The sequence below is a fragment of the Thermus aquaticus genome, assembly GCF_001280255.1.
Lineage (GTDB): Bacteria > Deinococcota > Deinococci > Deinococcales > Thermaceae > Thermus > Thermus aquaticus.
In genome coordinates, this window is record NZ_LHCI01000106.1 from 1,317,786 (window position 1) to 1,341,952 (window position 24,167).

General features: G+C 68.2%; 22 protein-coding genes. 20 read left to right on the forward strand and 2 right to left on the reverse strand.

Features of this window, described 5'->3' with window-relative positions:
• Positions 1–31: 31 nt before the first annotated feature.
• The 15 genes from BVI061214_RS08160 to BVI061214_RS08230 all read left to right on the forward strand — a co-directional run bounded on the left by BVI061214_RS08160 (position 32) and on the right by BVI061214_RS08230 (position 16,447).
• Complete coding sequence (locus tag BVI061214_RS08160; RefSeq protein WP_156303246.1) at positions 32–517, forward strand: low molecular weight protein-tyrosine-phosphatase; 486 nt, start codon at positions 32–34, stop codon at positions 515–517.
• On the forward strand, positions 480–1,268 hold the full coding sequence (locus BVI061214_RS08165) for a fructosamine kinase family protein (protein ID WP_053767971.1): 789 nt from the start codon (positions 480–482) through the stop codon (positions 1,266–1,268). Before BVI061214_RS08160 ends, BVI061214_RS08165 begins: the two co-directional genes overlap by 38 nt.
• Positions 1,244–1,987: a DUF4388 domain-containing protein gene (locus BVI061214_RS08170; RefSeq protein ID WP_003047745.1), complete on the forward strand. Its 744-nt coding sequence runs from the start codon at positions 1,244–1,246 to the stop codon at positions 1,985–1,987. The genes BVI061214_RS08165 and BVI061214_RS08170 overlap by 25 nt, the downstream gene beginning before the upstream one ends.
• A 115-nt stretch (positions 1,988–2,102) precedes the next feature.
• On the forward strand, positions 2,103–2,948 hold the full coding sequence (locus BVI061214_RS08175) for a pseudouridine-5'-phosphate glycosidase (protein ID WP_053767972.1): 846 nt from the start codon (positions 2,103–2,105) through the stop codon (positions 2,946–2,948).
• 4 nt (positions 2,949–2,952) lie between these two features.
• Positions 2,953–3,816 carry a RodZ domain-containing protein gene (locus BVI061214_RS08180; RefSeq protein ID WP_053767973.1) on the forward strand — a complete coding sequence of 288 codons (864 nt, stop codon included), beginning with the start codon at positions 2,953–2,955 and terminating at the stop codon, positions 3,814–3,816.
• 50 nt (positions 3,817–3,866) lie between these two features.
• Positions 3,867–5,171, forward strand: a complete 1,305-nt coding sequence (gene rimO / locus BVI061214_RS08185; protein WP_053767974.1) for a 30S ribosomal protein S12 methylthiotransferase RimO — start codon at positions 3,867–3,869, stop codon at positions 5,169–5,171.
• 12 nt (positions 5,172–5,183) lie between these two features.
• Positions 5,184–6,521, forward strand: coding sequence for a Trk system potassium transporter TrkA (gene trkA / locus BVI061214_RS08190; RefSeq protein WP_053767975.1), 1,338 nt, complete (start codon positions 5,184–5,186; stop codon positions 6,519–6,521).
• Entirely contained in the window at positions 6,493–7,965 is a 1,473-nt protein-coding gene (locus tag BVI061214_RS08195; protein ID WP_053767976.1) for a TrkH family potassium uptake protein, read from the forward strand. The genes trkA and BVI061214_RS08195 overlap by 29 nt, the downstream gene beginning before the upstream one ends.
• A gap of 120 nt (positions 7,966–8,085) precedes the next feature.
• A complete protein-coding gene (glgP, locus tag BVI061214_RS08200) occupies positions 8,086–10,542 on the forward strand; it encodes an alpha-glucan family phosphorylase (RefSeq protein WP_156303247.1) in 2,457 nt (818 codons plus the stop codon).
• Positions 10,543–10,652: 110 nt separating this feature from the next.
• A complete protein-coding gene (locus tag BVI061214_RS08205; protein ID WP_053767978.1) occupies positions 10,653–11,417 on the forward strand; it encodes an ABC transporter substrate-binding protein in 765 nt (254 codons plus the stop codon).
• A 49-nt stretch (positions 11,418–11,466) separates the two neighbouring features.
• Complete coding sequence (locus BVI061214_RS08210; RefSeq protein WP_053767979.1) at positions 11,467–12,258, forward strand: amino acid ABC transporter permease; 792 nt, start codon at positions 11,467–11,469, stop codon at positions 12,256–12,258.
• A gap of 63 nt (positions 12,259–12,321) precedes the next feature.
• The gene (locus tag BVI061214_RS08215) at positions 12,322–13,266 is read left to right on the forward strand and encodes a TAXI family TRAP transporter solute-binding subunit (RefSeq protein WP_156303310.1); all 945 of its coding nucleotides are present in this window, start codon (positions 12,322–12,324) and stop codon (positions 13,264–13,266) included.
• A gap of 56 nt (positions 13,267–13,322) precedes the next feature.
• Complete coding sequence (locus BVI061214_RS08220) at positions 13,323–15,296, forward strand: TRAP transporter permease (RefSeq protein WP_053767981.1); 1,974 nt, start codon at positions 13,323–13,325, stop codon at positions 15,294–15,296.
• 6 nt (positions 15,297–15,302) lie between these two features.
• Positions 15,303–16,037, forward strand: coding sequence for an amino acid ABC transporter ATP-binding protein (locus tag BVI061214_RS08225; RefSeq protein WP_003047712.1), 735 nt, complete (start codon positions 15,303–15,305; stop codon positions 16,035–16,037).
• A 2-nt stretch (positions 16,038–16,039) separates the two neighbouring features.
• Positions 16,040–16,447, forward strand: a complete 408-nt coding sequence (locus BVI061214_RS08230; protein ID WP_053767982.1) for a hypothetical protein — start codon at positions 16,040–16,042, stop codon at positions 16,445–16,447.
• Here the strand turns inward: BVI061214_RS08230 and BVI061214_RS08235 are convergent.
• The gene (locus BVI061214_RS08235; RefSeq protein WP_003047706.1) at positions 16,389–17,249 is read right to left on the reverse strand and encodes a patatin-like phospholipase family protein; all 861 of its coding nucleotides are present in this window, start codon (positions 17,247–17,249) and stop codon (positions 16,389–16,391) included. The genes BVI061214_RS08230 and BVI061214_RS08235 overlap by 59 nt on opposite strands.
• Before the next feature lie 17 nt (positions 17,250–17,266).
• On the opposite strand from BVI061214_RS08235, the gene trpC reads away from it, so the two are divergent.
• Genes trpC through BVI061214_RS08260 form a run of 5 tightly spaced genes read left to right on the forward strand, consistent with a single transcriptional unit; the run spans position 17,267 to position 21,583 of the window.
• The gene (trpC, locus tag BVI061214_RS08240; protein WP_053767983.1) at positions 17,267–18,031 is read left to right on the forward strand and encodes an indole-3-glycerol phosphate synthase TrpC; all 765 of its coding nucleotides are present in this window, start codon (positions 17,267–17,269) and stop codon (positions 18,029–18,031) included.
• 4 nt (positions 18,032–18,035) lie between these two features.
• Positions 18,036–18,743, forward strand: coding sequence for a 1-(5-phosphoribosyl)-5-[(5-phosphoribosylamino)methylideneamino]imidazole-4-carboxamide isomerase (hisA, locus tag BVI061214_RS08245; protein ID WP_053767984.1), 708 nt, complete (start codon positions 18,036–18,038; stop codon positions 18,741–18,743).
• Positions 18,740–19,054: a DUF1049 domain-containing protein gene (locus tag BVI061214_RS08250; protein WP_053767985.1), complete on the forward strand. Its 315-nt coding sequence runs from the start codon at positions 18,740–18,742 to the stop codon at positions 19,052–19,054. Before hisA ends, BVI061214_RS08250 begins: the two co-directional genes overlap by 4 nt.
• The gene (locus BVI061214_RS08255; RefSeq protein WP_053767986.1) at positions 19,051–21,048 is read left to right on the forward strand and encodes a single-stranded-DNA-specific exonuclease RecJ; all 1,998 of its coding nucleotides are present in this window, start codon (positions 19,051–19,053) and stop codon (positions 21,046–21,048) included. The genes BVI061214_RS08250 and BVI061214_RS08255 overlap by 4 nt, the downstream gene beginning before the upstream one ends.
• On the forward strand, positions 21,020–21,583 hold the full coding sequence (locus tag BVI061214_RS08260) for a DUF6812 domain-containing protein (RefSeq protein ID WP_053767987.1): 564 nt from the start codon (positions 21,020–21,022) through the stop codon (positions 21,581–21,583). Before BVI061214_RS08255 ends, BVI061214_RS08260 begins: the two co-directional genes overlap by 29 nt.
• Here the strand turns inward: BVI061214_RS08260 and BVI061214_RS08265 are convergent.
• Positions 21,567–24,155 carry a valine--tRNA ligase gene (locus tag BVI061214_RS08265; RefSeq protein ID WP_053767988.1) on the reverse strand — a complete coding sequence of 863 codons (2,589 nt, stop codon included), beginning with the start codon at positions 24,153–24,155 and terminating at the stop codon, positions 21,567–21,569. The two genes, BVI061214_RS08260 and BVI061214_RS08265, sit on opposite strands and share 17 nt — an antisense overlap.
• Between the last annotated feature and the right edge of the window lie 12 nt (positions 24,156–24,167).

Consider the following 24,167-nt stretch of genomic DNA (forward strand, 5'->3'; position numbering starts at 1 on the left):
GTGGGGTACTTAGGTGGGTATCATAGGGGGCATGGAGCGCCCGGTGCGCGTGCTCTTCGTCTGCCTGGGCAACATCTGCCGAAGCCCCCTGGCGGAGGGGGCTTTCCGCAAGCTTTTGCGGGAGAGAGGCCTCGAGGACCGCTTTGAGGTGGACTCGGCAGGCACCGGGGCCTGGCACGCCGGGGAGCCCATGGACCCCCGGGCCAGGCGGGTTCTGGAGGAGGAGGGGGCCTACTTTTCCCACGTGGCCCGGCAGATGACCCGGGAGGACGCCCTCCGCTTTGACCACATCCTGGTCATGGACCGGGAGAACCTCCTCGAGGTCCACCGCCGCTTTCCCGAGGCCAGGGGCAAGGCCCGGCTTCTCCTGGACTACCTGGGCGGGGGCGAGGTGCCGGACCCCTACTATGGGGACCTCCAGGACTGCCGGGAGGTTTACTGGATGGTGGAGGCCGCCTGCCGGGCCTTCTTGGACCAATATGGACCCCCTGTCGCTGATGGAGAAGGCGGGGCTTGAGGCCGAGGGCCCGCCCACCCCCCTCCACGGGGGTGATATGGCCCTGGTCTACCGCCTGGGGCCTTATGTGGTGAAGACGGCGCGCCACGCCCCGCCGGGCCTCTTCCAGGCCGAGGCCAGGGGCCTGAAGGCCCTCGAGGCGCGGGGCGCGAGGGTGCCCCGGGTCTACTGGTGGGGGGAAGAGGGGATCGTCCTGGAGTACCTGTCCCCGGGCCCGGAGGACTGGGAGGGCCTGGCCCGGATGCTGGCCCGCCTTCACCGAAGCCGAGAGGAGGCCTACTGGGCCGAGGCGGGGTACCTGGGCACCTTTCCCCTGCCCGAAAGGCGGGGGGATGCGTGGACGGAGTTCTTCTTCCTGAGGTGCGTGGAGCCTCTCCTGAAGGCCACCTGGGGGCGGCTTGGGGAGCTGGGCCCCAAGGTGGAGGCCCTTTACCTTAAACCCCTCCCCACGGAAGGGCCCGCCCCCCTCCACGGGGACCTGTGGCGGGGCAACGTCCACTTCGCCCAGGGCGGCCCGGCCCTTCTGGACCCCTCCTTCTTCGTGGGGGAGCGGGGCGTGGACCTGGCCATGATGCGCCTTTTTGGGGGCTTTCCCCAGGCCTTCTGGCGGGCCTACCGGGAGGCCTACCCCATCCCCGAGGAGGTGGAAAGGGTCCTTCCCCGCTACCAGGTCTACTACCTCCTGGCCCACGTCCACTTCTTTGGGGAAGGGTATCTGGGAGCGCTATGGAAGGCGATTTCCGCCTCCTAGGTCCCATTGACCTCCTCCAGCTTCTGGCCCAGGGGGGGAAGACCGGGGCCTTTCTGGTGGAGGGGGGCGGGGTGTACCTGGAGGGGGGCAGGCCGGTCCACGCCTTTTTGGGAAAGAAGGCGGGCAAGGAGGCCCTTTTGGGGATCCTGGCCCTAAAGGAGGGGAGGTTCCGCTTCCTTTTGGGGGAGCGGGCCCCCACGACCTCCCTCGAGGCCCCCCTCGAGGCCTACCTCCTGGAGGCCCTCCGCCTCCTGGACGAGGGGGTGGAGGTGGGCCCCTTTGACCTGGTGCGCCCCTCCTCCCGGGCCTATGGGGCCACCCTGGAAGGGGAGGACCAGGCCCTCCTTTTGGCCCTGGGGGCGGGAAAGAGCCCCCTGGACCTGGCGGCGGCCACCGGGCTTCCCCTGGAGGCGGTTCTGAAGCGCCTGGGGCACCTGGCCCGGCTCCGCCTCCTGGAGGTCCACCCCCGGGTGCCCCACACCGCCCGCCTGCGGGTGGCCTTGGGGGGACGGGGGGCCCAGGTGGACCGCCTCCTCCTCACCGCCTGGCGGTCCCACTACGGGGGGTTTGCCCGGGTGCGGGTGCGGGGCAAGGGAGAGGGGAGCCTGGCCGTGGAGGGGGTGGAGGGGCTTGGCGTGGAGCTCCGCCTGGCCCCGGAGCACCTCCTCTTCCTGGGCCTCAAGGTGGGGGAGGAGGTCCTGGTCTGGCCCGAGGTCTAAGTGCCCCACCGCGGCGAAATCCGCGGTGGGGGCCCCGGAAGAGCCTTTAGCCCTGGGCTTTGGCACGCCCTTTTGGGGCCCCAAAGAAGCGCCGAGGCCGGTTATACTGGGGCCCGTGCCGGAAGCCCTGGTGGCCCTGGAGTCCGCCGTTCTCACCCACGGCCTGCCCTACCCGCTGAACCTGAAGACGGCCCTGGCCCTGGAAGAGGCGGTGCGGGCCGAGGGGGCCATCCCCAGAACCATCGCCCTGGTGCGGGGCGAGGTGCGGGTGGGCCTTACCCCGGAGGAGATGGAGGCCTTGGCCAGGGGCGGGGCCGATAAGGCCAGCCTCTGGAACCTGGCGGCCCTTCTGGCCCGCGGCCTTAGCGCCGGGACCACGGTGGCGGCCACGGCCCACCTGGCCCACCGCCACGGCATCGCCGTCTTCGCCACGGGGGGCATCGGCGGGGTCCACCCCGAGCCCTACGACGAGAGCGCCGACCTGGTGGCCCTTTCCCGCACCCCCATCCTGGTGGTGGCCTCGGGGCCCAAGGCCATCCTGGACCTGGAGGCCACCCTGGAGCGGCTGGAGACCCTGGGGGTGGCCGTGGTGGGCTACCGCACGGACCGCCTCCCCGCCTTCTTTTCCCCCTCCTCCCCCTACCCCGTGCCCGCCGTGGTGGAGACCCCCCTCGAGGCCGCCCTGGTCCTCAAGCGCGCCCGGGAGCTGGGCCTGGGAGGGGTCCTCCTGGCCAACCCCGTCTCCCAGGGGCTTCCCTATGAGGAGGTGGCCCGGATGGTGGAGGAGGCGGGCCGCCAGGCGGCCCGGGAGGGGGTCCACGGCAAGGCCCTCACCCCCTACCTCCTGCGGAAGCTCTCCGAGCTTTCCCAGGGGGAGACGGACCGGGTCAACGAGAGGCTCCTCCTGGAGAACGCCCGGGTGGCGGCCCAGGTGGCCCTGGCCTGGGCCGGGCTAGAATAGCCTTGTGTGCGAGCTGGGCGAGAGGCTAAGGCGGGCCCGGGAGGCGAAGGGGCTTTCCCTGAAGGAGGCCGCAGAGCGCCTGGCCCTGAAGGCCAGCGTTCTGGAGGCCCTGGAGGCCTGCGGCTTTGAGGCGCTCCCCGAGCCTCCCCTGGCCCGGGGCTACCTGCGCCGCTACGCCCTCCTCCTGGGCCTGGACCCGGAGCCCCTCCTGGCCCTCTACCCCCGCCAGGCCCCGCCGCCGCCTCCCAGGAAGGGGCCCGGGAGGCGCCCTTTTCCCCTGGGGCTTTTCCTTTTCCTCCTGCTCCTTTTTGGCCTGGGCTACGGGGCCTACCTCCTCTTAAGACCCCGCCCGGTCCAGGTGGTGGAGGTGGCCCCGCCTCCTCCCTCCAAGCCCCCGGAGCGCTACCCCTTGCGGGTGGTCTCCGAGCCCCCCGGGGCCCGGGTCTACCTGGACGGCTTTTATCTGGGCCAGACCCCCCTGGAAAGCCCCCCTGTGGAGGGGGGGAAGAGGGTTTTAAGGCTGGAGCTTCCCGGCTATGAGCCCCTCGAGGCGGAGGTCCTCCTCAAGGCCCCCCTCACCCTCACCTACCGCCTGAAGCCCCTTCCCCAGCCCCCGCCCGCAAGCCCTCCCGTCCCGGTAGAGAAGGGCAAGCTGGTTCTCAAGCTGGAAGGCCGGAGCTGGCTCAGGGTCCGGCAGGGGGATAAGCGGCTTTACGAGGGCATTCCCGAGGTGGGGGCCGAGCTCAGCTTTGACCTGCCCGTGGAGGTGCGGGCCGGGAATCCCGGGGCGGTGCGGGTGATCCTGGAGGGCCAGGACCTGGGCCCCATGGGGGAGCCCGGCAAACCCGTCACCAAAAGCTTCCCCTGAAGCTTTTGCTATACTTTCCCCTTGTTGGGCCCCAAGGCCCCAGGAGGGATATGGCGAAGATCGGCTTTGTGAGCCTGGGGTGTCCCAAGGCTTTGGTGGACTCGGAACAGATCCTCTCCCGGCTCAGGGCTCTGGGCTACGAGACCAGCCCCAGCTACGAGGAGGCGGAGCTGGTCATCGTCAACACGTGTGGCTTCATCACCCCGGCCGTGGAGGAGAGCCTGGCCACCATCGGCGAGGCCTTGAAGGCCAACGGCAAGGTGGTGGTCACGGGGTGCCTGGGGGCCAGGCCCGAGGTGATCCGGGAGGCCCACCCCCAGGTGCTGGCGGTGACGGGGCCCGGGGAGGTGGAGCGGGTGCTGGAGGTGGTGCAGGCGGTCCTGCCCGCCCCTAGGGACCCCTTCTTGGACCTGATCCCGCCTCAGGTGAAGCTCACGCCCCGGCACTACGCCTACATCAAGCTCTCGGAGGGGTGCGACCACAGGTGTAGCTTCTGCATCATCCCCCAGCTTCGGGGAAGGCTCCGCTCCCGGGACGCCGCCGAGGTGTTGGCGGAAGCGTACCGGCTTGCGGCCACCGGCACCAAGGAGCTCCTCCTCATCGCCCAGGACCTTTCCGCCTACGGGGTGGACCTGGGGCATCGGGAGAGCTTCTTCGGCGACCGGCTGGTGCGGGCCCACCTCAAGGACCTCCTGGAGAACATGGCTGAGCTTGGGGTCTGGATCCGCCTCCACTACGTCTACCCCTACCCCCACGTAAAGGACCTCCTCCCCCTCATGGCCGAGGGGAAGGTCCTCCCCTACCTGGACGTGCCCCTCCAGCACGCCTCCGAGCGCATCCTGAGGCTCATGCGCCGCCCCGGGGGGTACGGGAGTCACCTCAAGACCCTGAAGGCCTGGCGGGAGGTGGTGCCGGAGCTGGCGGTGCGCTCCACCTTCATCGTGGGCTTTCCCGGGGAGACCGAGGAGGACTTTCAGATCCTCCTGGACTTTCTGGAGGAGGCGGAGCTGGACCGGGTGGGGGCCTTCACCTACTCCCCGGTGGAGGGGGCGGAGGCCAACCTCCTTCCCGATCCCGTGCCCGAGGAGGTCAAGGAGGAGCGCCTCTTTAGGCTCATGGAGCTCCAGGCCAGGATCAGCCTCAGGAAGAACCAGGGCTTCGTGGGCCGGGTCCTCGAGGTCTTGGTGGACGAGCTTCCCGAGCCGGGCCTGGCCGTGGGCCGCTCCTACCGGGACGCCCCCGGCATTGACGGGGTGGTCTACGTGGAGACGGACGGCACGGTCCGGGTGGGGGAGAGGGTCCGGGTGCGCATCACCCGGGCGGACACCCACGACCTCTTCGGGGTCCAGGCGTAGGATAGGGGCGGTATGTACATCGTCGTCGCTGGGGGCGGGGAGGTGGGGGGCGAGCTGGCCCGCACCCTGGAGAAGGCCCACGAGGTGGTGGTCATTGACCGGAACCCCCAGGCCCGGGAGCGCTTGGGCTCTTTGGACGTGAAGGTGGTGGTGGGCGGGGCCACGGACCCCGACACCCTGCGGGAGGCGGGGGTGGACCGGGCCGACCTCTTCATCGCCTGCACCGACTCCGACGAGGTGAACCTCCTGGCCTCCCTGCTGGCCAAGGGCCTGGGGTCCAGGCAGGTCCTCTGCTTCGTGGGCAAGGGGGGGTACGTGGACGTCCTGGCCGACCCCAGGACGGCGGAGATCCTGGGCACCCGCATAGACAAGGTCCTTTGGCCGCAAAGGGCCATGGCCCGGGAGATCGTGGAGGTGATCCTGGTCCCCGGGGCGGTGGACGTGGAGCTTCTGGCCGAGGGGCGGCTTCGCTTCGTGGAGTACCGGGTGAAGGAAGGGGGGCCCTACGCCCACCGCCTCCTCTGGGAGATGGCCTGGCCGGAAGGGGTCCTGGTGGTGGGGGTGGTTCGGGACGGCACCTTTTTGAGCTTTGCCCATTCCCTCTTTCCCGAGCTCGTTCTGGAGCCCGGAGACAAGCTCCTCTTCGTCACCACCGCCCGGGCCTTTCCCGAGTTGGAGGCCCACTTCGCCGTGGGGCGGGAGGTGCGCCGGGTCATGATCCTGGGCGGGGGGAACGTGGGCTTCATGGTGGCCCAGGAGCTTTTAAAAAGGCGGGTGGAGGTGGTCCTCATTGAGGCCAGCCGGGAGCGGTGCGAGTGGCTTTCCCAGGAGCTCCCCGAGGCTTTGGTCATTCACGGGGACGGCACCGACATAGAGCTTTTGGAGGCCGAGGGCATGGCGGAGGCCGACGTGGTGGTGGCCGTCACCGACAACGACGAGAAGAACCTCCTGGCTTCCCTCCTGGCCAAGCAGCTTGGGGTCAGCAAGGTCATCACCCGGGTTTCCCGCTCGGAGACCCGCCGGCTCTTTGAGCAGGTGGGCATTGACCTGGCCCTGACCCCCAGGCAGGCGGCGGTGCGCTCGGTGCTGGACTTTTTGGGGCCGGAGAACGTGGAGCACGTTTCCACCATGGACGAGAACATAGAGCTTCTGGAGGTGGAGCTTCCCGAGGCTTCCAAGGCCAAGCCCCTGCGGCACCTGGCCCTACCCGAGGTGGTTCCCGTGGCCCTGGAGCGGGACCATCGGGTGATGCTCTACCGGGAGGACCTGGAGGCCCTCCCGGGGGACCGGCTCTTCCTGGTGGCGGCCCGGGAGGTGGCGGATGAAGCCCTGGCCCAGATCCTCCGCTAGGCGGGGCCTGGGGGCGAGCCTCTACCTCCTGGGGCTCACCTACCAGGGGATGGGCTTCCTCCTTCTCCTCTTCGCCCTGGGGGCCTTTTTCCTGGGCGAGGATGCCCGGGGCTTCGCCGTGGCCGCCCTTTTGGGGGTGGGCCTTGGGCGGCTTCTCCAGGGCCTGGGCCACCCGGAGGCCCAGCCCAGACGGGCCGAGGTCTTCGCCAGCGTGGCCCTCCTTTGGTTCCTGGTGCCCGCTTTGGGGGCCGTGCCCTACTGGCTTTCCGGGGGGATGGGCTATCTGGATGCCCTCTTTGAGGCCATGTCGGGCTTCACCACCACGGGGGCCACGGTCCTTTCGGACTTCGGCCGGTTCGGCCAGAGCCTTTTCCTCTGGCGGAGCCTCACCCAGTGGATGGGGGGGATCGGCATCGTGGTGCTCTTCCTGGTGGTCTTCCCCCAGCTCCAGGTGGCGGGCCGCCAGGCCTTCTTCGCCGAGAGCACCGGGGTGGAGAAGGAGAAGCTCACCCCCAAGCTTCGGGAGACGGCCCGGGCGGTGCTAAGGGCCTACGTCCTTCTGACCCTTCTCGCCTTCGTGGCCTACCTGGTTGCTGGCATCCCCCCCTTTGAGGCCTTGGCCAACGCCCTCACCACCGCTCCCGCCGGGGGCTTCAGCCCCAACCCCAATAGCTTCGCCGCCTACGCTCCCCTGGCCCAGTGGGCGGGAACCTTCTTCATGTTCTGGGCGGGGGTGAGCTTTCTCCTGCAGTACCGCCTCCTCTTCCGGCGGGAGACAAGGCCTCTCATCCAGGACGCCGAGTTTCGCGCCTACACGGGGATCGTGCTGCTGGCGGGGCTGGCCCTGGCCTTTTACCTTTACACCCATCACCTCTATGGCCTCGAGGCCAGCCTCCGACACGCCTTCTTCCAGGTGGTCTCCATCCTCACCACCACCGGCTTCGCCAGCGTGGACTTCGCAAAGTGGGTGGTCCCCGCCCAGGCCATCCTGGTCCTTTTGATGTTCATCGGGGGAAGCGCGGGCTCGGGAGCGGGCGGCATCAAGGTGGTGCGCTGGCTTCTCCTCTTCGGCTTTCTGCGCCGGGAGATCACCCGCACCCTCCACCCCAAGGCCGTCCTCCCCTTAAGGCTGGGCGGGCGGGTGGTGGGGGAGGAGGCCCTGAGGCAGGTTTCCGTTTTCGTCTTCCTTTACACCCTCTTGTTCGGCGTGGGAGCAGTGATCATCGCCCTACTGGAAAAGGACTTTGTGGTGGCCTTCACCGCCAGCGCCCAGGCTATCGGCAACATCGGTCCTGGGCTTGGCGAGGTGGGGCCCTTTGGTTCCTACGCTGGGCTTCACCCCCTTTCCAAGGTGGTCCTCATCCTGGAGATGTGGGCGGGCCGGATAGAGATCCTGCCCGTTTTCCTCCTCTTTAGCCCCGAGCTTTGGCGGAGGCTCAGGTGATACTACCCCATGCTGGCTTGCGCCAGCACGGGGGCCCCGGCAAAAGGTTCCTGGGGAAGTTACCAGGCATGGTAGGCCGAAGAAACTGGGCGAGGCCCTGAGGGTTTATAATCTTTCCCCATGAGGACGCTAGGCCACATCACCGCCATGCCCAGGCTCCCCGAGGCCATTGGGGGGCTTAAGGAGCTGGCTTACAACCTCTGGTGGAGCTGGAACCCGGAGGCGGCGGAGCTTTTCCAGGAGATAGACCCCGTGCTCTGGAAGCGCTTCCGCGGCAACCCGGTCAAGCTCCTCCTGGAGGCCGACCCCGCCCGGCTTTCGGCCCTGTGCGCCACGGGCTACCCCGCCCGGGTCCAGGCGGTGGTCCAGGCCCTCAGGGACTACCTGAAGGCCCGGGAGGTCAAAAAGGGTCCCCTGACCGCCTACTTCTCCGCCGAGTACGGCTTCCATAGCTCCCTGCCCATCTACTCCGGGGGGCTTGGGGTTTTGGCGGGGGACCACGTGAAGGCCGCCAGCGACCTGGGGCTCAACCTGGTGGGCGTGGGGATCTTCTACCACCAGGGCTACTTCCACCAGCGCCTCTCCCCCGAGGGGGCCCAGGTGGAGGTTTATGAAACCCTGCGCCCCGAGGAGCTTCCCCTCCTCCCGGTCCTGGACGGCGAGGGGAGGCCCCTCAAAGTGGCCGTGGACTTCCCCGGGCGGGTGGTCCACGTGGGGGGCTACCGGGTCCAGGTGGGGGCGGTGCCCGTCTTTCTCCTCACCACCGACCTCCCGGAGAACGCCCCCGAGGACCGGGCCATCACCGCCAGGCTCTACGCCCCGGGTCTGGAGATGCGCATCCAGCAGGAGATGATCTTGGGCATCGCCGGGGTGCGCTTCCTCAGGGCTTTGGGCCTGAGCCCCCAGGTGTTCCACATGAACGAGGGGCACTCCGCCTTTTTGGGCCTGGAGCGGGTGCGGGAGCTGGTCGCCGAGGGCCACCCCTTCCCCGTGGCCCTGGAGTTAGCCCGGGCCGGGGCCCTCTTCACCACCCACACCCCCGTTCCTGCCGGGCACGACGCCTTCCCCCTGGAACTCATAGACCGCTACCTGGGGGGCTTCTTTGAGAAGATGGGCACAGACCGGGAGGGCTTTTTACGGCTGGCTCTCGAGGAGAAGCCCTGGGGTCAGGTCTTCTCCATGTCCAACCTGGCCCTTTCCACCAGCCACCAAGCGGGCGGGGTGAGCCGCCTCCACGGCGAGGTCTCCCGGCAGATGTTCCACCACCTCTGGCCCGGCCTCCTTTTGGAGGAGGTGCCCATCGGCCACGTGACCAACGGGGTCCACACCTGGACCTTCCTCCATCCCCGCCTCCGCCGCCACTACGCCGAGGTCTTCGGCCCCGAGTGGCTGAAGTCCCCCGAGGACCCCGCCACCTGGAAGGTGGAGGGCCTGGGGGAGGAGTTCTGGCGCATCCACAAGGACTTAAGGGCCGAGCTGGTGCGGGAGGTGCGGCACCGGGTCCTGGAGCAGCGCCGCCGCAACGGGGAAAGCCCAAGCCGCCTGAAGGCGGCGGAGCGCCTTTTGGACCCCGAGGTCCTCACCATCGGCTTCGCCCGGCGCTTCGCTACCTACAAGCGGGCGGTCCTCCTCTTTAAAGACCCGGAGCGCCTCCTCAAGATCCTTCGGGGGCCTTACCCCGTGCAGTTCGTCTTCGCCGGGAAGGCCCACCCCAAGGACGAGCCCGGCAAGGCCTACCTGCAGGAGCTGGTGGCCAAGATCAGGGAGTACGGCCTCGAGGACCGCATGGTGGTCCTGGAGGACTACGACATGTACCTGGCCCGGGTCCTGGTCCACGGCTCCGACGTCTGGCTCAACACCCCTCGCCGCCCCATGGAGGCTAGCGGCACCAGCGGCATGAAGGCGGCCTTGAACGGGGTCTTGAACCTGAGCGTCCTGGACGGCTGGTGGGCCGAGGCCTACAACGGCAAGAACGGCTTCGCCATCGGCGACGAGCGGGTCTACGAGAGCGAGGAGGCCCAGGACATGGCGGATGCTCAGGCCCTTTACGACGTCCTGGAAGGCGAGGTCCTGCCCCTCTTCTACGCCAAGGGACCCGAGGGGTACTCCTTGGGCTGGCTCTCCATGGTCCAGGAAAGCCTCCGCACCGTGGGCCCGCGCTTTAGCGCCCACCGGATGGTGGGGGAGTACGCCCTTCTTTACGCCCAAGGGGCCGAGATGGGGAAGAAAGCGGAGGGGCTTAAGGACCTCCTCCAGGCCTTCCACCAGGCCCTCCCCGCCTTCCACGCCCTCGGCTTTAGCGTTGAGGGGCCCAGCCACCAGACCCTGAACGGGGAGGCCCTCAGGGTGCGGGCCTGCCTCGAGGGGGAGGTCCCCGAGGTCTTAAGGCCCTTTTTGGAGGTCCAGCTGGTGGCCAAAAGGAGCACGGGGGAGGTGGAGATCGTCCCCTTGGCCCCGGGGGAAGGCGGCTACGAGGTGGCCTACTGGCCCTCCCGTCCGGGAAGCTACGCCTACGGGGTGCGCCTGGCCCTCAGGCACCCCGTCACCGGGCGGGTGAACTGGGTTCGCTGGGCCTGAGGCCACCTGGCGCTGGCATTCCTCTCAGGCCAAGAGGAGGCCCATTCCCGAGGGCCAGCGAGCCCGGCTTTTCGTGTATAATCCCCCCGTGCCTTTTCAGGAGGTGGCCCATGCGTAAAGCCCTGGTGTTTCTCGGCATCCTGGCCCTCGGCCTCGCCTTCGCCCAGGTGCGGACCTTTGACCAGATCAAGAAGAGCGGGGAGATCCGCATCGGCACCGAAGGGGCCTTTCCCCCCTTCAACTACTTTGACGAGAAGAACCAGCTCACCGGCTTTGAGATAGACCTGGGCAACACCATTGCCAAGAAGCTGGGCCTGAAGCCCAAGTGGATCGCCCAGTCCTTTGACAGCCTCCTCATCCAGCTCAACCAGGGGCGGTTTGACTTCGTCATCGCCTCCCACGGCATCACCGAGGAGCGGGCCAAGGCGGTGGACTTCACCAACCCCCACTACTGCACCGGGGGCATTATCGTCAGCAAGAAGGGTGGGCCCAAGACCAAGAAGGACCTTCAGGGCAAGGTGGTGGGGGTGCAGATCGGCACCACCTACATGGAGGCGGCCCAGAAGATTCCCGGGGTCAGGCAGGTGCGCACCTACCAGAAGGACCCCGAGGCCCTGCAGGACCTCCTGGCGGGCCGCATAGATGCCTGGATCACCGACCGCTTCGTGGCCAAGGAGGCCATTAAGGAGAGGAAGCTGGAGGGCACCCTCCAGCTGGGCGAGCTGGTCTTCCAAGAGCGGGTGGCCATGGCGGTGGCCAAGGGCAACAAGAGCGGCCTGGACGTCCTCAACAAGGCCCTGGCCGACCTGATGAAGGACGGCACCTACGCCCAGATCTCCAAGAAGTGGTTCGGGGAGGACGTGCGCTGCAGGTAGTTCCTTACGGGCCCGGGAGTTTTCCCCTCCTGGGCCCTTTTCTTGACCCATGAAGCCCATCCTCTTGCGCTGGCTTCTTTGGCTGGTCCTCCTCTTCCTGGGGTACGTGGCCTTCTTCGCCCTTTTGGGGGCGGCTTTGGAGCGCTACTTCCTCCTCGCCGGCTTCGGCCCTGAGCGGGCGGCCTCCGCCGGGAGGGCCATGGCGGAGGGGGCGGAGATCACCCTGAAGCTCACCCTGATCTCCGGTCTGGCGGGGCTCGTCATCGGGGTTCTGGCGGGGATGGCCCGGCTTTCCAGCCGGGCCTGGGTGCGCCTTCCCGCCACCTTTTACATCTGGGTCACCCGGGGCACCCCTCTTTTGGTACAGATCCTCTTCGCCTACAACGCCTTGCCCTTCCTCCTCCAGCCCCTATGGCCGGGGGCGCAGCAGGCCCTCACCCCCTACTGGGCGGCCTTCATCGCCCTCTCCTTCAACGTGGGGGCCTACAACGCCGAGGTGGTGCGGGCGGGCATCCAGGCCATCCCCAAGGGGCAGTGGGAGGCCGCCTGGTCCTTGGGCCTTTCCCCGGTGGACACCATGCGCTTCGTGGTCCTGCCCCAGGCCCTGCGCATCGTGGTCCCCCCCCTGGTCAACAACCTGGTGGCCCTTCTCAAGGACTCCTCCTTGGCCAGCGTCATCACCCTGACGGAGCTCGCCCTTTCCGGCCAGCGCATCATCTCCGCCACCTTCCGTCCGGTGGAGGTCTACTTGGCTGTGGCCGCCATCTACCTCCTCCTCACCACGGTGCTGACCCAGTTCACCAACCGCCTGGAGGAGAGGCTCAAGGTGGCGGGCCGCTAGGGGTTGCGGGTTCTAGGGTGGCGGGGTATACTTCCTTGGGTCTAAAGGAGGTGGTTTATGCGAATGAAGCGCGTGGTTTTGGCGGCACTGGCCTTCCTGGGGCTCGGCTTGGCCCAGGAGTTCCTCACCATCGGCTCCGGCTCCACCACGGGGGTCTACTTCCCCGTGGCCACGGGCATGGCCAAGCTGGTCAACGACGCCAACGTGGGCATCCGGGCCAACGCCCGCTCCACGGGTGGGAGCGTGGCCAACATCAACGCCATCGCCGCCGGGGAGTTTGAGATGGCCCTAGCCCAGAACGACATCAGCTTCTACGCCTTCCAAGGGTGCTGCATCACCGCCTTTGACGGCAGGCCGGTGAAGGGCATCCGGGCCCTGGCCGCCCTCTACCCCGAGGTGGTCCACATCGTGGCCCGGGCCGACGCCGGCATCCGCACCGTGGCCGACCTCAAGGGCAAGCGGGTGGTGGTGGGTGACGTGGGCTCGGGCACCGAGCAGAACGCCCGGCAGATCCTCGAGGCCTACGGCCTCCGCTTTGAGGACCTGGGCCAGGCCATCCGGGTGAGCGCCACCCAGGGCATCCAGCTCATGCAGGACAAGCGGGCCGACGCCCTCTTCTACACCGTGGGCCTGGGGGCCTCCGCCATCCAGCAACTGGCCCTCACCACCCCCATCACCCTGGTGGCCGTGGACCTGGGCAAGGTCCAGGCCATCGCCAAGAAGTACCCCTTCTACGTGGGCTTCAACATCCCCGGGGGCACCTACAAGGGGGTGGACGTGACCACGCCCACGGTGGCGGTCCAGGCCATGCTCATCGCCTCCGAGAAGCTCTCCGCCGACACGGTCTACAAGTTCATGAAGGCCGTTTTCGGCAACCAGGAGGCCTTCAAGAAGATCCACCCCAACCTGGAGCGCTTCTTCAGCCTGCAGAGGGCCGTCAAGGGCCTTCCTATCCCCCTCCACCCCGGGGCGGAGCGCTTCTACAAGGAAGTGGGGGTTCTGAAGTAGCCTTGGCCTAGCGCCTGGGGGGCCCTGCTTGGGGCCCCTTTTCTCTCGGAGGAGGTATGGAGAAGGACGCTTCGCTGTTGCTGGAGGAAAGCGAGCTGGGGGGAAGGAGGCCCAAGGGGTGGGCTCGGCACGTCCTTTTCGCTTTGGCGGTGGCCTGGAGCCTTTTCCAGCTCTGGGCCACGGAGGTGGGCACCCTGGACCCCATCCGCCTCAGGGCCATCCACCTGGGCTTCGCCCTGGCCCTGGCCTTTCTGGCCTACCCAGGAAGGCGGGGCCCCAGGGACCGGGTTCCCCTAGGGGATTGGGTTCTCGCCCTTCTGGGGGTGGCGGGGGCCCTTTACGTGGTGGTGGACTATTACGGCATCACCCAGATCCGGGGCGGGATTCCCAGCGAGCGGGATGTCTTCTTCGGCACCCTGACCCTTTTGGTCCTCTTCCTGGCGGCCTGGCGGGTGGTGGGGCCCGCCCTGCCCATTATCGCCTCGGTCTTCGTCCTCTACGCCCTCACCGGGCCCAAGGGGCTTCTCCCCTTCACCCTTCCCCCCTGGCTCCAGCTCCATGCGGGGAGCCAGTGGAGCCACCTGATGGGCCAGCTCTACACCACGGCGGAGGGCATCTTCGGGGTGCCTTTGGGGGTTTCCGCCACCTTCGTCTTCCTCTTCGTCCTCTTTGGCGCCCTTCTGGAGAAGGCGGGGGCGGGGCGCTTCTTCATCCAGGCGGCCTACGCTCTCCTGGGCCACTTCCGCGGGGGGCCCGCTAAGGCGGCGGTGGTGGCCAGCGCCCTGACCGGGGTGGTCTCGGGGAGTTCGGTTTCCAACGTGGTCACCACGGGCACCTTCACCATTCCCCTGATGAAGCGGGTGGGCTACCCGCCGGAGAAGGCGGGGGCGGTGGAGGTGGCCAGCTCCTCCAACGGCCAGCTCATGCCCCCGGTCATGGGGGCGGCGGCCTTCATCATGGCGGAGTTTCTGGGCATCCCCTACGCCAACCTGATCCTGATCGCCCTAGTGCCCGCCCTTCTGGCCTACGCCACCCTCTTCATCACCGTGCACCTCGAGGCCCTGCGCCTGAGCCTCAAGGGGGTGCCCCGCTCCGAGCTCCCGCCCCTCGCCCCCATTCTCCGCTCCGGCTTCCACTACCTCTTGCCCCTCGTCTACCTCATCTACGCCCTGGTGGCCCTGCGGCTCACCCCCGAGCGGGCGGCCTTGAACACCATCTTCCTTATGGCCCTCCTCATCGTTTTGCAGGAGGTCTGGCGGGCCTGGCGGGGTGGGGCGGGGCTGGGGCCTGGGTTCCTTAGGGGATTCCGGCTTCTCCTGGAGGGCCTCGAGGCCGGCGCCAGGGGCATGGTGGGCATCGCCTTGGCCACGGCCAGCGCCGGCGTCATCGTGGGCATCGTCACCATGACCGGCCTCGGCTTCGGGCTCACGGACATCGTGGAGAGGCTCTCCGGAGGGAACCTGATCCTGGTCTTGGTCCTGGCCCAGCTCACGAGCCTCCTCCTGGGCATGGGGCTTCCCACCACGGCCAACTACATCGTCATGGCCTCCCTGGTGGTCCCCGTGGTCCTTGGGCTTTCCGAGAAGGCGGGCTACCCTGTGCCCCCGGTGGCCGCCCACATGTTCGTCTTCTACTTCGGCATCATGGCCGACTCCACCCCTCCCGTGGCCCTGGCCGCCTACGCCGCCAGCGCTATCGCCCGCTCGGACTTCTGGAGGACAGCGGTCCAGGGCTTCGTCTATGAGCTCAGAACCGCCCTTCTCGCCTACATGTTCTTCTTCAACCCCAAGCTCCTCCTCCTGGGGGTGGGTTCTTGGGGCGAGGGAGCCTGGATCTTCCTCACCGCCCTTTTGGGCATGACCGCCTTCAGCGCCAGCCTGGTGGGCTTTTTGCACAAGCCCACCACGCTTCTGGAGAGGGCCTTTCTCATGGCGGCGGCCCTCGCCCTGGTGGTGCCGGGCCTGGTCACGGACCTCCTGGGCTTCGGCCTTTTTGGCCTTGTCTATCTCTGGCAGCGGGTGCGAAAATAGCGGGAAGTGGAACCCATCATCAAGATCCACAACCTGCACAAGTGGTTTGGCCCCCTGCACGTCCTGAAGGGCATCAACCTGGAGGTAGCCCCCGGGGAGAAGCTGGTCATTATCGGCCCCTCGGGCTCGGGGAAGAGCACCCTGATCCGCACGGTCAACCGCCTGGAGGACTTCCAGGAGGGGGAGGTGGTGGTGGACGGGCATAACGTCAAAGACGAGAAGGCCCTCCGGGCGGTGCGGCGGGAGGTGGGGATGGTCTTCCAGCAGTTCAACCTCTTCCCCCACATGACGGTCCTGGAGAACATCACCCTGGCCCCCATGCGGGTACGGGGCTGGTCCCGGGAGAAGGCGGAGAGGAAGGCCTTGGAGCTTCTTGAGCGGGTGGGGATTCTGGACCAGGCGGGGAAGTACCCGGGGCAGCTTTCCGGGGGCCAGCAGCAGCGGGTGGCCATCGCCAGGGCTTTGGCCATGGAGCCCAAGGTGATGCTCTTTGACGAGCCCACGAGCGCCCTAGACCCGGAGATGGTGGGGGAGGTGTTGGACGTGATGCGGGACCTGGCCCGGGGCGGGATGACCATGCTGGTGGTGACCCACGAGATGGGGTTTGCCCGGGAGGTGGCGGACCGGGTGATCTTCATGGACGGGGGGCAGATCGTGGAGGAGGGGAGGCCGGAGGAGATCTTCAGCCGCCCCAAGGAGGAGAGGACCAAAAACTTCTTGCAAAGGGTCCTGCACCACTAGGTATGGAGGGGCTTTTCCGGGCCCTTTTAGACCCCAAGGGGGACCCTGGCCTTAGGCGGCTTGGCCTCAGGCTCTACGCCCTTGGGCTTCTGGCCTTCCACGGGGTGGCTTTGGCAGTCCTGAGTTTCCTTCTGCCGCAGGCTTCCCACCCTGCCCTTTGGACCTTGGCCTTCTTAGGGGCGGGGTGGCTCTACCTCCAGGCTCAGGGATCGTTGCGGGCGGGAAAGGGGCCTTTAGCCCCTTTGCTGGCCGTGGGCCTGGGGGCCTCGGCCTTTTTCTTTCTGGGGGTGATGGGGCTTCTTTTGCGGCCTCTTGGGCTTCTCCTTTTGCCCCTTGGCCTTGGGGTTTTCCTCATCCTCCTTTGGCAGGGGGAGGGCCGGCTTTTAAGAAGACCGGGAGGAGGTCCTTGAGGCGGACCTGGGCCAGGGCCTGGACCTCTTGAAGCCTTTCCCAGGCCCGTTTCTGGCCCAGCTGGTAGACCAGGGAGATCTTGCCGTGGTCAAAGGTGTCTATGGGGAAGGGGGGGTCCAGGGCGATGACCAGGTCGGCCTCCTTGAGGGCCAGCTCTTTGAGGCGGCGGCGGCTGGCCTCCCCCGCCAGGAGGGCGGCCTCGAGGGCCGTCCTGGGCGGCTCCTTGGGCGGCGGGTTGGACACGTCCACGGCCACCACCTTGGGGAAGAGGGCCCTGGCTGCCCGCACGGGCACCTTCTCCGCCACGTCTCCGTCCACCAGAAGCCGCCCTTCCCACGCCACGGGGGGAAAGAGGCCGGGGATGGCCATGCTGGCGAGGACGGCCTTGTAGACCGGGCCCCGCCTCAGGACCACGGCCTCGCCCGTCAGGAGGTCTGCGGCCTGGATGGCCAGGGGGATGGGGCTTTCCTCCAGGAGGGCATCGCCGAAGAGGGCCTTCAGGCCCTCCTCCAGCCGCCCGGCCTCGGCCAGGTGGGGGCGGCGGAGGCCCCCGAAGAGGCGGGCGAGGACCCTCAGGCCGCCTCCCTGGGCCAGGCGGGCCAGATCGGGGTCAAAGATGGCCTCGTGCACCTTGTAGGGGTCCTTGTGGCCGAAGGCGAAGCCGGCGGCGGCCAGGGCCCCCGCGGAGCTTCCCGAGAGGCCCCGGATGGGCACCTTGGCCTTTTCCAGGACCTCGAGGACCCCGAGGTGGGCGTAGCCCCTGACACCTCCACCGCCAAGCGCCAAGGCCACGCCCCGCATACCTTTAGAATATCCGCATGCGGCCCGACCTTTCCCGTGTGCCCGGGGTCCTGGGGGAGATCGCCAGGAGGCGGGCCCTGGAGGTGGCCTCCTCCCCTCTCCCCGAGCCGCCCGCCGTGCCTTCTTTCGCCCAGGCCCTGGCCCTCCCCGGCCTTTCCCTCATCGCCGAGGTCAAGCGGCAGAGCCCCTCCGAGGGCCGTATTAGGGAGGTGGACCCGGTGGAGGCCGCCTTGGCCTACGAGCGGGGCGGGGCCAGGGCCTTAAGCGTCCTCACCGAGCCCCACCATTTTGGGGGAAGCCTGGAGGACCTAAAGAGGGTGCGTCAGGCGGTGGGCCTTCCCCTCCTGCGCAAGGACTTCGTGGTGGACCCCTTCATGCTGGAGGAGGCCAGGGCCTTTGGGGCCAGCGCCGTCCTCCTCATCGTGGCCCTTCTCTCGGAGCTGACCGGGGCCTACCTAGAAAGGGCCAGGGCCCTGGGCCTCGAGGCCCTGGTGGAGGTCCACACGGAAGAGGAGCTGGAGCTGGCCCTGGAGAGCGGGGCCGAGATCCTTGGCATCAACAACCGGGACCTGGTGAGCCTGAGGGTGGACCTCGCCACCGCCCCCAGGCTGGGCCGGCTCGCCCGGGAGCGGGGCTTTGGGGGCCTTCTGGTGGCGGAGTCGGGCTACGCCAGGAGGGAGGACCTGGAGGGCTTGCACGGGCTTTTTGACGCTGTCTTGGTGGGCACAAGCCTCATGAGGAAGCCCGACTTGGCGGAGGCCGTGCGGGAGCTTGTAGGATAGGGCCATGCTCCTGATCCCCGCCGTGGACCTAAAAGGCGGCCAGGCGGTGCGCCTCCTGGAGGGGGACCCTTCCCGGGAGACCCCCTACGGGGACCCGGTGCTGGCCGCCTTGCGCTTCCAGGAGGAGGGGGCGCGCTACCTGCACCTGGTGGACCTGGACCGGGCTTTGGGCACCGGCCACAACCGGGAGGCTGTGGAAGCGATCCGCAAGGCCCTCAGGATCCCCTTTGAGCTGGCCGGGGGGATCCGGAGCCTGGAGGCCTTGCGCGAGGCCCTGGCCCTGGGGGCGGACCGGGCGGTGGTGGGCACGGTGGCCGTGAAGGAGCCGGACCTCCTTGAGGCCATGCTGGCCGAGGCTGGCCCTGAGCGCCTGGCCGTGGCCCTGGACGCCAGGGGGCTATCGGTGGTGGTCTCGGGCTGGCAGGAAAGGGCCTCCGTCTCCGCCTTGGACCTTCTTTCCCGGTGGGCGGCCATGGGGGTGCGCACCCTCATCTACACCGATGTGCGCCGGGATGGGACCCTCATGGGCCTGGACCTGGAGGTCGTGGCCCGGGTCCGGGAGGCCTGGCCCCACACCCTGATCGCCGGGGGTGGGATCGCCGGGCTTCAGGACCTTCTAGGCCTGAAGGCCTTGGGCGTGGAGGGGGCCATCCTGGGCAAAGCCCTTTACGAGGGGCGAATCCGGCTTTCCGAGGCCCTGGAGGTGGTATGAAGCTTTTGGGCTGGGTGTTCCTTCTCGTGAGCCTGGGCGTGGTGGGGGCGGGGGCGTACCTCTACTACGCCTACCCCTTCTTGGAGGTGCCCTCCCCCTTGGGGCCCCTTCCCCTTTACGCCCTCCTGCCCGGGGCCTACTCTTTGGGGCTCCTGATGGGGGGGCTTTGGGCCTTGGCCCTCTGGCTTGGGGGCGTGAGGGAAAGGAGGCGGCTTGTACGGGAGATCAGGCGGCTTCAGGGGGAGGTGAACGCCCTGAAGCGGGAGAGGATAGAGGAGATCCCCAGGATCCCCGACCGGGACGAGGCATGAGCCGCCTCCGCTGGCGCCTCCTTTCCCTGCCTCCTCTTCCGGAGTGGCGGGAGGTCATGGAGGCCTTCGGGGTGGGGCCTGAGGCGGCCCTGGCCCTCTGGTACCGGGGGGTGCGGCGCAAGGAGGACCTGGACCCGCCCCTTCGCCTTCTTCCCCTAAAGGGCCTGGAAGAGGCCGTGGACCTCCTCCTGAAGGCCATACGGGAGGGAAAGAGGATCCGCGTCCACGGGGACTACGATGCCGATGGCCTCACGGGCACGGCCATCCTGGTGCGGGGCCTCACCGCTTTGGGGGCCAGGGTCCACCCCTTCATCCCCCACCGCCTCGAGGAGGGCTACGGGGTCCTCATGGAAAGGGTGCCCGAGCACCTCGAGGCCGCCGAGGTCTTCCTCACCGTGGACTGCGGCATCGCCAACCACGCCGAGCTTAAGGAGCTCGTGGAAAACGGGGTGGAAGTCCTGGTCACCGACCACCACACGCCCAAGGAAGCCCCGCCCCCCGGGGTGGTCCTCCACCCCGCCTACACCCCGGGCCTGGGCGAGCACCCCACGGGGGCCGGGGTGGCCTTCCTCCTCCTCTTTGCCCTTCACGAGAGGCTTGGCCTGCCCCCTCCCCTGGAGTACGCCGACCTGGCCGCTCTTGGCACCATCGCCGACGTGGCCCCCTTGTGGGGCTGGAACCGGGCCCTGGCCAAGGAGGGCCTGGCCCGTATGGCCACCTCGGCCTGGGTGGGCCTCAGGCTTCTGGCCCAGGCCGTGGGCTACACGGGCCAGGCCGACGAGGTGGCCTTCCGCATCGCCCCACGCATCAACGCGGCGAGCCGCCTGGGGGAGGCGGAAAAGGCCCTCAAGCTCCTCCTCACCGATAGCGAGGAGGAGGCGCGGGAGCTGGTGGAGGAGCTTAACCGGCTGAACGCCCGCCGCCAGACCATAGAGGAGGCCATGCTCCGCCGCCTCCTGCCCCAGGTGGACCCGGAGGAGAGGGCCATCGTCCTTCGGGACGAGGAGGGGCACCCCGGGGTCATGGGCATCGTGGCGAGCCGCATTCTGGAGGCCACCCTTAGGCCCGTCTTCCTGGTGGCCCAGGGGAAGGGCACGGTGCGGAGCCTTGCGCCCATAAGCGCCGTGGAGGCCCTTAAGAGCGTGGAGGACCTCCTAAAGCGCTTTGGGGGGCATAAGGAGGCGGCGGGATTCGCCATGGACGAGGCCCGCTTTCCCGAGCTGAAAAGAAGGCTTCTGGAATACGCCGCTCGCTTCCCCGAGCCCGAGCTCGAGGTCCCCCTCCTGGCCCCCCTCCCCGCCCCGGGCTTTCTGGCCCAGGTCTACCGGGAGCTGGAGCTCCTGAAGCCCTACGGGGCGGGCAACCCCGAGCCCCTTTTCCTCCTCCAGGGAAGCCCGGAGGAGGCCCGCACCATGGGGGAGGGGCGGCATCTGGCCTTCCGCCTGCAGGGGGTGCGGGTGGTGGCCTGGCGCATGGGGGGGCTTGCGGTGCCCAGGGAGGTGGAGGTGGCGGGCCTCCTCACGGAAAACGCCTGGAGCGGGAGCGTGAGCTACGAGGTCCAGGCGGTCCACCTGCGGGAGCCGGGGGAGCTAGAGGGGGGCCTCACGGCCTTCGCCTTCCCCCTGAGGCTGGAAGAGGCCCTGGCCCGGGCCAGGATGGGGGAGGGGGTCTACATCCCCGGGGACAACCCGGAGGGCCTGGAATACGCCCGAAAGAAGGGCTTCCGCCTCCTCCCTCCCGAGGAGGCCCCCATCTGGCTGGGCCTTCCCCCAAACCCGGTGGCCGTGGAGCGGGTGGAGGTGGCCCTGGGCCGGGAGGCCCGGGCCCGGCTGGCCTCGCCCCCCATCCTGGCCACGCCGGCAGAAAGGCTCAAATCCCTGACCGCCCGCCGCCTCCTTCTGGCCTACGAGAGGGGGCACGCTCCCCTTTTCAGCGAGGCCCTTCTGGCCTATTGGGAGGTGAACAGTGTACAAGCAGCCGCGGGAAGCCCATGAGGCGAGGGTCTACACCCGGGCCTACCGGGTGTATGGCCTCATCTACCTGGTGCCGGGGGCGGGCACGGCCGACCTCCTGAACGCCGAAAGGGCCTACCGGCCCGTGACCGGGGCCCTCGTTTACACCCCGGGCTTTCGCCACCCGCCCGAGGCCCGAGAGCTCAAGGCCAGCACCGGGTTTCTCGCCTTGAGGAAGGAGAGGATCCAGTGGGTGGCGGGGGGAAGGCCCTCCGAGCCCCGCACCAGCCCCGGCCTTCTGGAGAGGCGCCGCCTGGCCTTCCTCTTCGGGGACTACCTCTTGGCGGGGGAGCTCCAGGTACCCAAGGGGGCGCGGCTTTCCGACTTCCTCTCCCAGGCCAAGCCCTTCCAGACCCTCCTCGAGGCCAACCTCTACGCCCTGACCCCGGATAAGCCCATCGTGGACCTGGAGCCCTTGGAGCGTTTCCCCTTCGTCACCGTGAACCTGCGCCTTGTGGAGGCCATTGCCGAGGCCCCCGGCGGGGCTCAGGATCCCAGGCTCACCCTATTTGGCTAAGGGCCTCCCGGATCCTGTCCGCCTGGGCCAGGTTCTCCTTTAGCCTCGCCTCCTCGGCCTCCACCACCTCCTTTGGGGCCTTTTCCCGGAAGCCGGGGGAGGCGAGCTTCTTCCGGCTCCTCTCCGCCAGCTCCAAAAGCTCCTTCAGGCGTTTTTCCTGGCGGCGCTTCCACTCCTCCACGTCAAGGAGGCCCTCTAAGGGCATCCTCACCGTCACCCGGGGCATGGCCTTGACCAGGGCCTTTTCCGGGCGCTCCTCTAGAAGCTCGGCCCGGGCCAGGAAGCGGAAGACGGGGAGGTTTTCCGCCACGGAGGCGGCATCCCCCTCCAAATAGACCCGGACCTCCTCCCCCTGGGGAAGCCCCGCCTCCGCCTTCAGGGCCCTGACGGCGCTCACCGCCTGCTTGAGGACCTCAAACCGGGCCTCGGCCTCCGGGTCCTGGGGGCCGGGCTCGGGCCAGGCCTCGAGGGCCAGCTCCTCCCTGCCCGTCAGGGCCTGGTAGAGCTCGCTGGTGATGAAGGGCATGATGGGGTGGAGGAGCTTGAGGAGGGTGGCCAGGCTCTCCTCCAGAGTCCTCAGGGTGTGGGCGTTCCCAGCCTTCAGGGCGGGCTTGGAGGCCTCCAGGTACCAGTCGCAGAACTCGCTCCAGATGAGCTCGTAGACCTCCCGGGCGGCCTGGGCCAGGTCCAGGGCCTCGTAAAGAGCGGTGATCTCCTCCACGCCCCGGGCCAGGCGGCTTTTCATGAAGCGGTCCGCCAGGGTGGGGGCGTCCTCCTTGGGGCTAAAGCCCTCCCGGGAGAGGAGGACGAAGCGGGCGGCGTTGTAGAGCTTGTTGGCGAAGTTCCTGGCCATCTCCAGCCAGCGGAGGTCCAGCCTTATGTCCTGCCCCCCCGTGGCCAGGTAGGTGAGGGCGAAGCGGAGGGCGTCGGCGCCGTAGCGCTCCACCATCTCCAGGGGGTCAATGACGTTCCCCTTGGACTTGGACATCTTCTGGCCCTTCTCGTCCAGGACCAGGCCGTGGAGGAGGACGGTCTTGAAGGGCCTTTCCCCCATGAAGTGGTAGCCGGAGACCTCCATGCGGGAGACCCAGAGGAAGAGGATGTCGTACCCCGTCACCAGGACGTCCCCGGGGTAGAAGGCCTTCAGGTCCTCGGTCTTTTCAGGCCAGCCCAGGGTGGAAAGGGGCCAGAGGGCCGAGGAGAACCAGGTGTCAAAGACGTCCTCGTCCCGCTTCAGGCTTTGGCTTCCGCAGGCCTCGCAGGCCGTGGGGTCTTCCAGGTAGCTTTCCGGCTTGGGGACGTTGACCGCCCCGCAGTCCTGGCAGTACCAGGCGGGGATCTGGTGCCCCCACCAGAGCTGGCGGGAGATGTTCCAGTCCCGGACGTTCCTAAGCCAGTCCATGTTGACCTTCTTCCACCTCTCGGGGACGAAGGCGATCTCGTCCCGCTCCAGGCCCTTTAGGACCTCCTCCGCCAGGGGCTTCATCCTGAGCCACCACTGGGGGAAGATGGCGTATTCCAAGGGGGTGCCGCAGCGGGAGCAGGTGGCGAGGGCGATGGTGTAGTCCTCTTCCTTCACCAGGTGGCCCGCCTCCTGGAAGAGGGCCACCGCCTTTTTGCGGGCCTCAAAGCGGTCAAGCCCCCTCAAGGGCTCGGGCACCCTCTCCCCCTCCATCCGGCCCTCGAGGTTGATGACGGAGACGGGCGTGAGGCCATGCCTTTCCCCGATCTCGTAGTCCAGGGGGTCGTGGGCGGGGGTCACCTTCAGGGCCCCGGTGCCGAACTCCCGCTCCACGGCGGGGTCGGCCAGGATGGGGATCCAGATGTCGGTGAGGGGGATCCGGGCCTTCTTGCCGATGAACGCCTGGTAGCGCTCGTCCTCGGGGTGGACGGCGATGGCCTGGTCGGCGAAGACGGTCTCGGGGCGGACGGTGGCGATCTCTATGTACCCGCCCCCTTCCACCTCGTAGCGGAGGGTGTAGAGCTTGCCCGGGGTGGGTTCGGTCTCCACCTCCAGGTCCGAGAGGGTGGTCTCGCACCGGGGGCACCAGTTGACGAGCCTGGGGGCCCGGTAGGCCAGGCCCTCGTGGTAGTAGCGGCTGAAGGCGTAGCGCACCGCCCGGGAGCGGGCTTCGTCCATGGTGAAGGCCTCCCGGCTCCAGTCGGCGCTGGCTCCCAGGCGCTTAAGCTGCCGGAGGATGGTCCCCCCGGACGCCTCCTTCCACTGCCAGACTCGCTTCAGGAACTCTTCCCGCCCCAGGTCGTGCCGGGTCTTGCCCTCTTTTAAGAGGAGCCTTTCCACCACCACCTGGGTGGCGATGCCGGCGTGATCGGTGCCGGGGAGCCAGACCGCCTCAAACCCCCGCATGCGCTTGTAGCGGATGAGGGCGTCCTGCAGGGAGTTGTCCAGGGCGTGGCCCATGTGCAGGCTCCCCGTGACGTTGGGGGGCGGCATGAAGATGACGAAGGGGGGCTTGCTGCTTTTGGGGTTGGCCACGAAGGGGTTTTCCGCCCACTTCTTGGCCCACTTGGGTTCCACGGACTTGGGGTCGTAGGCCTTGGGTAGGTCCATGCTACCCATCAC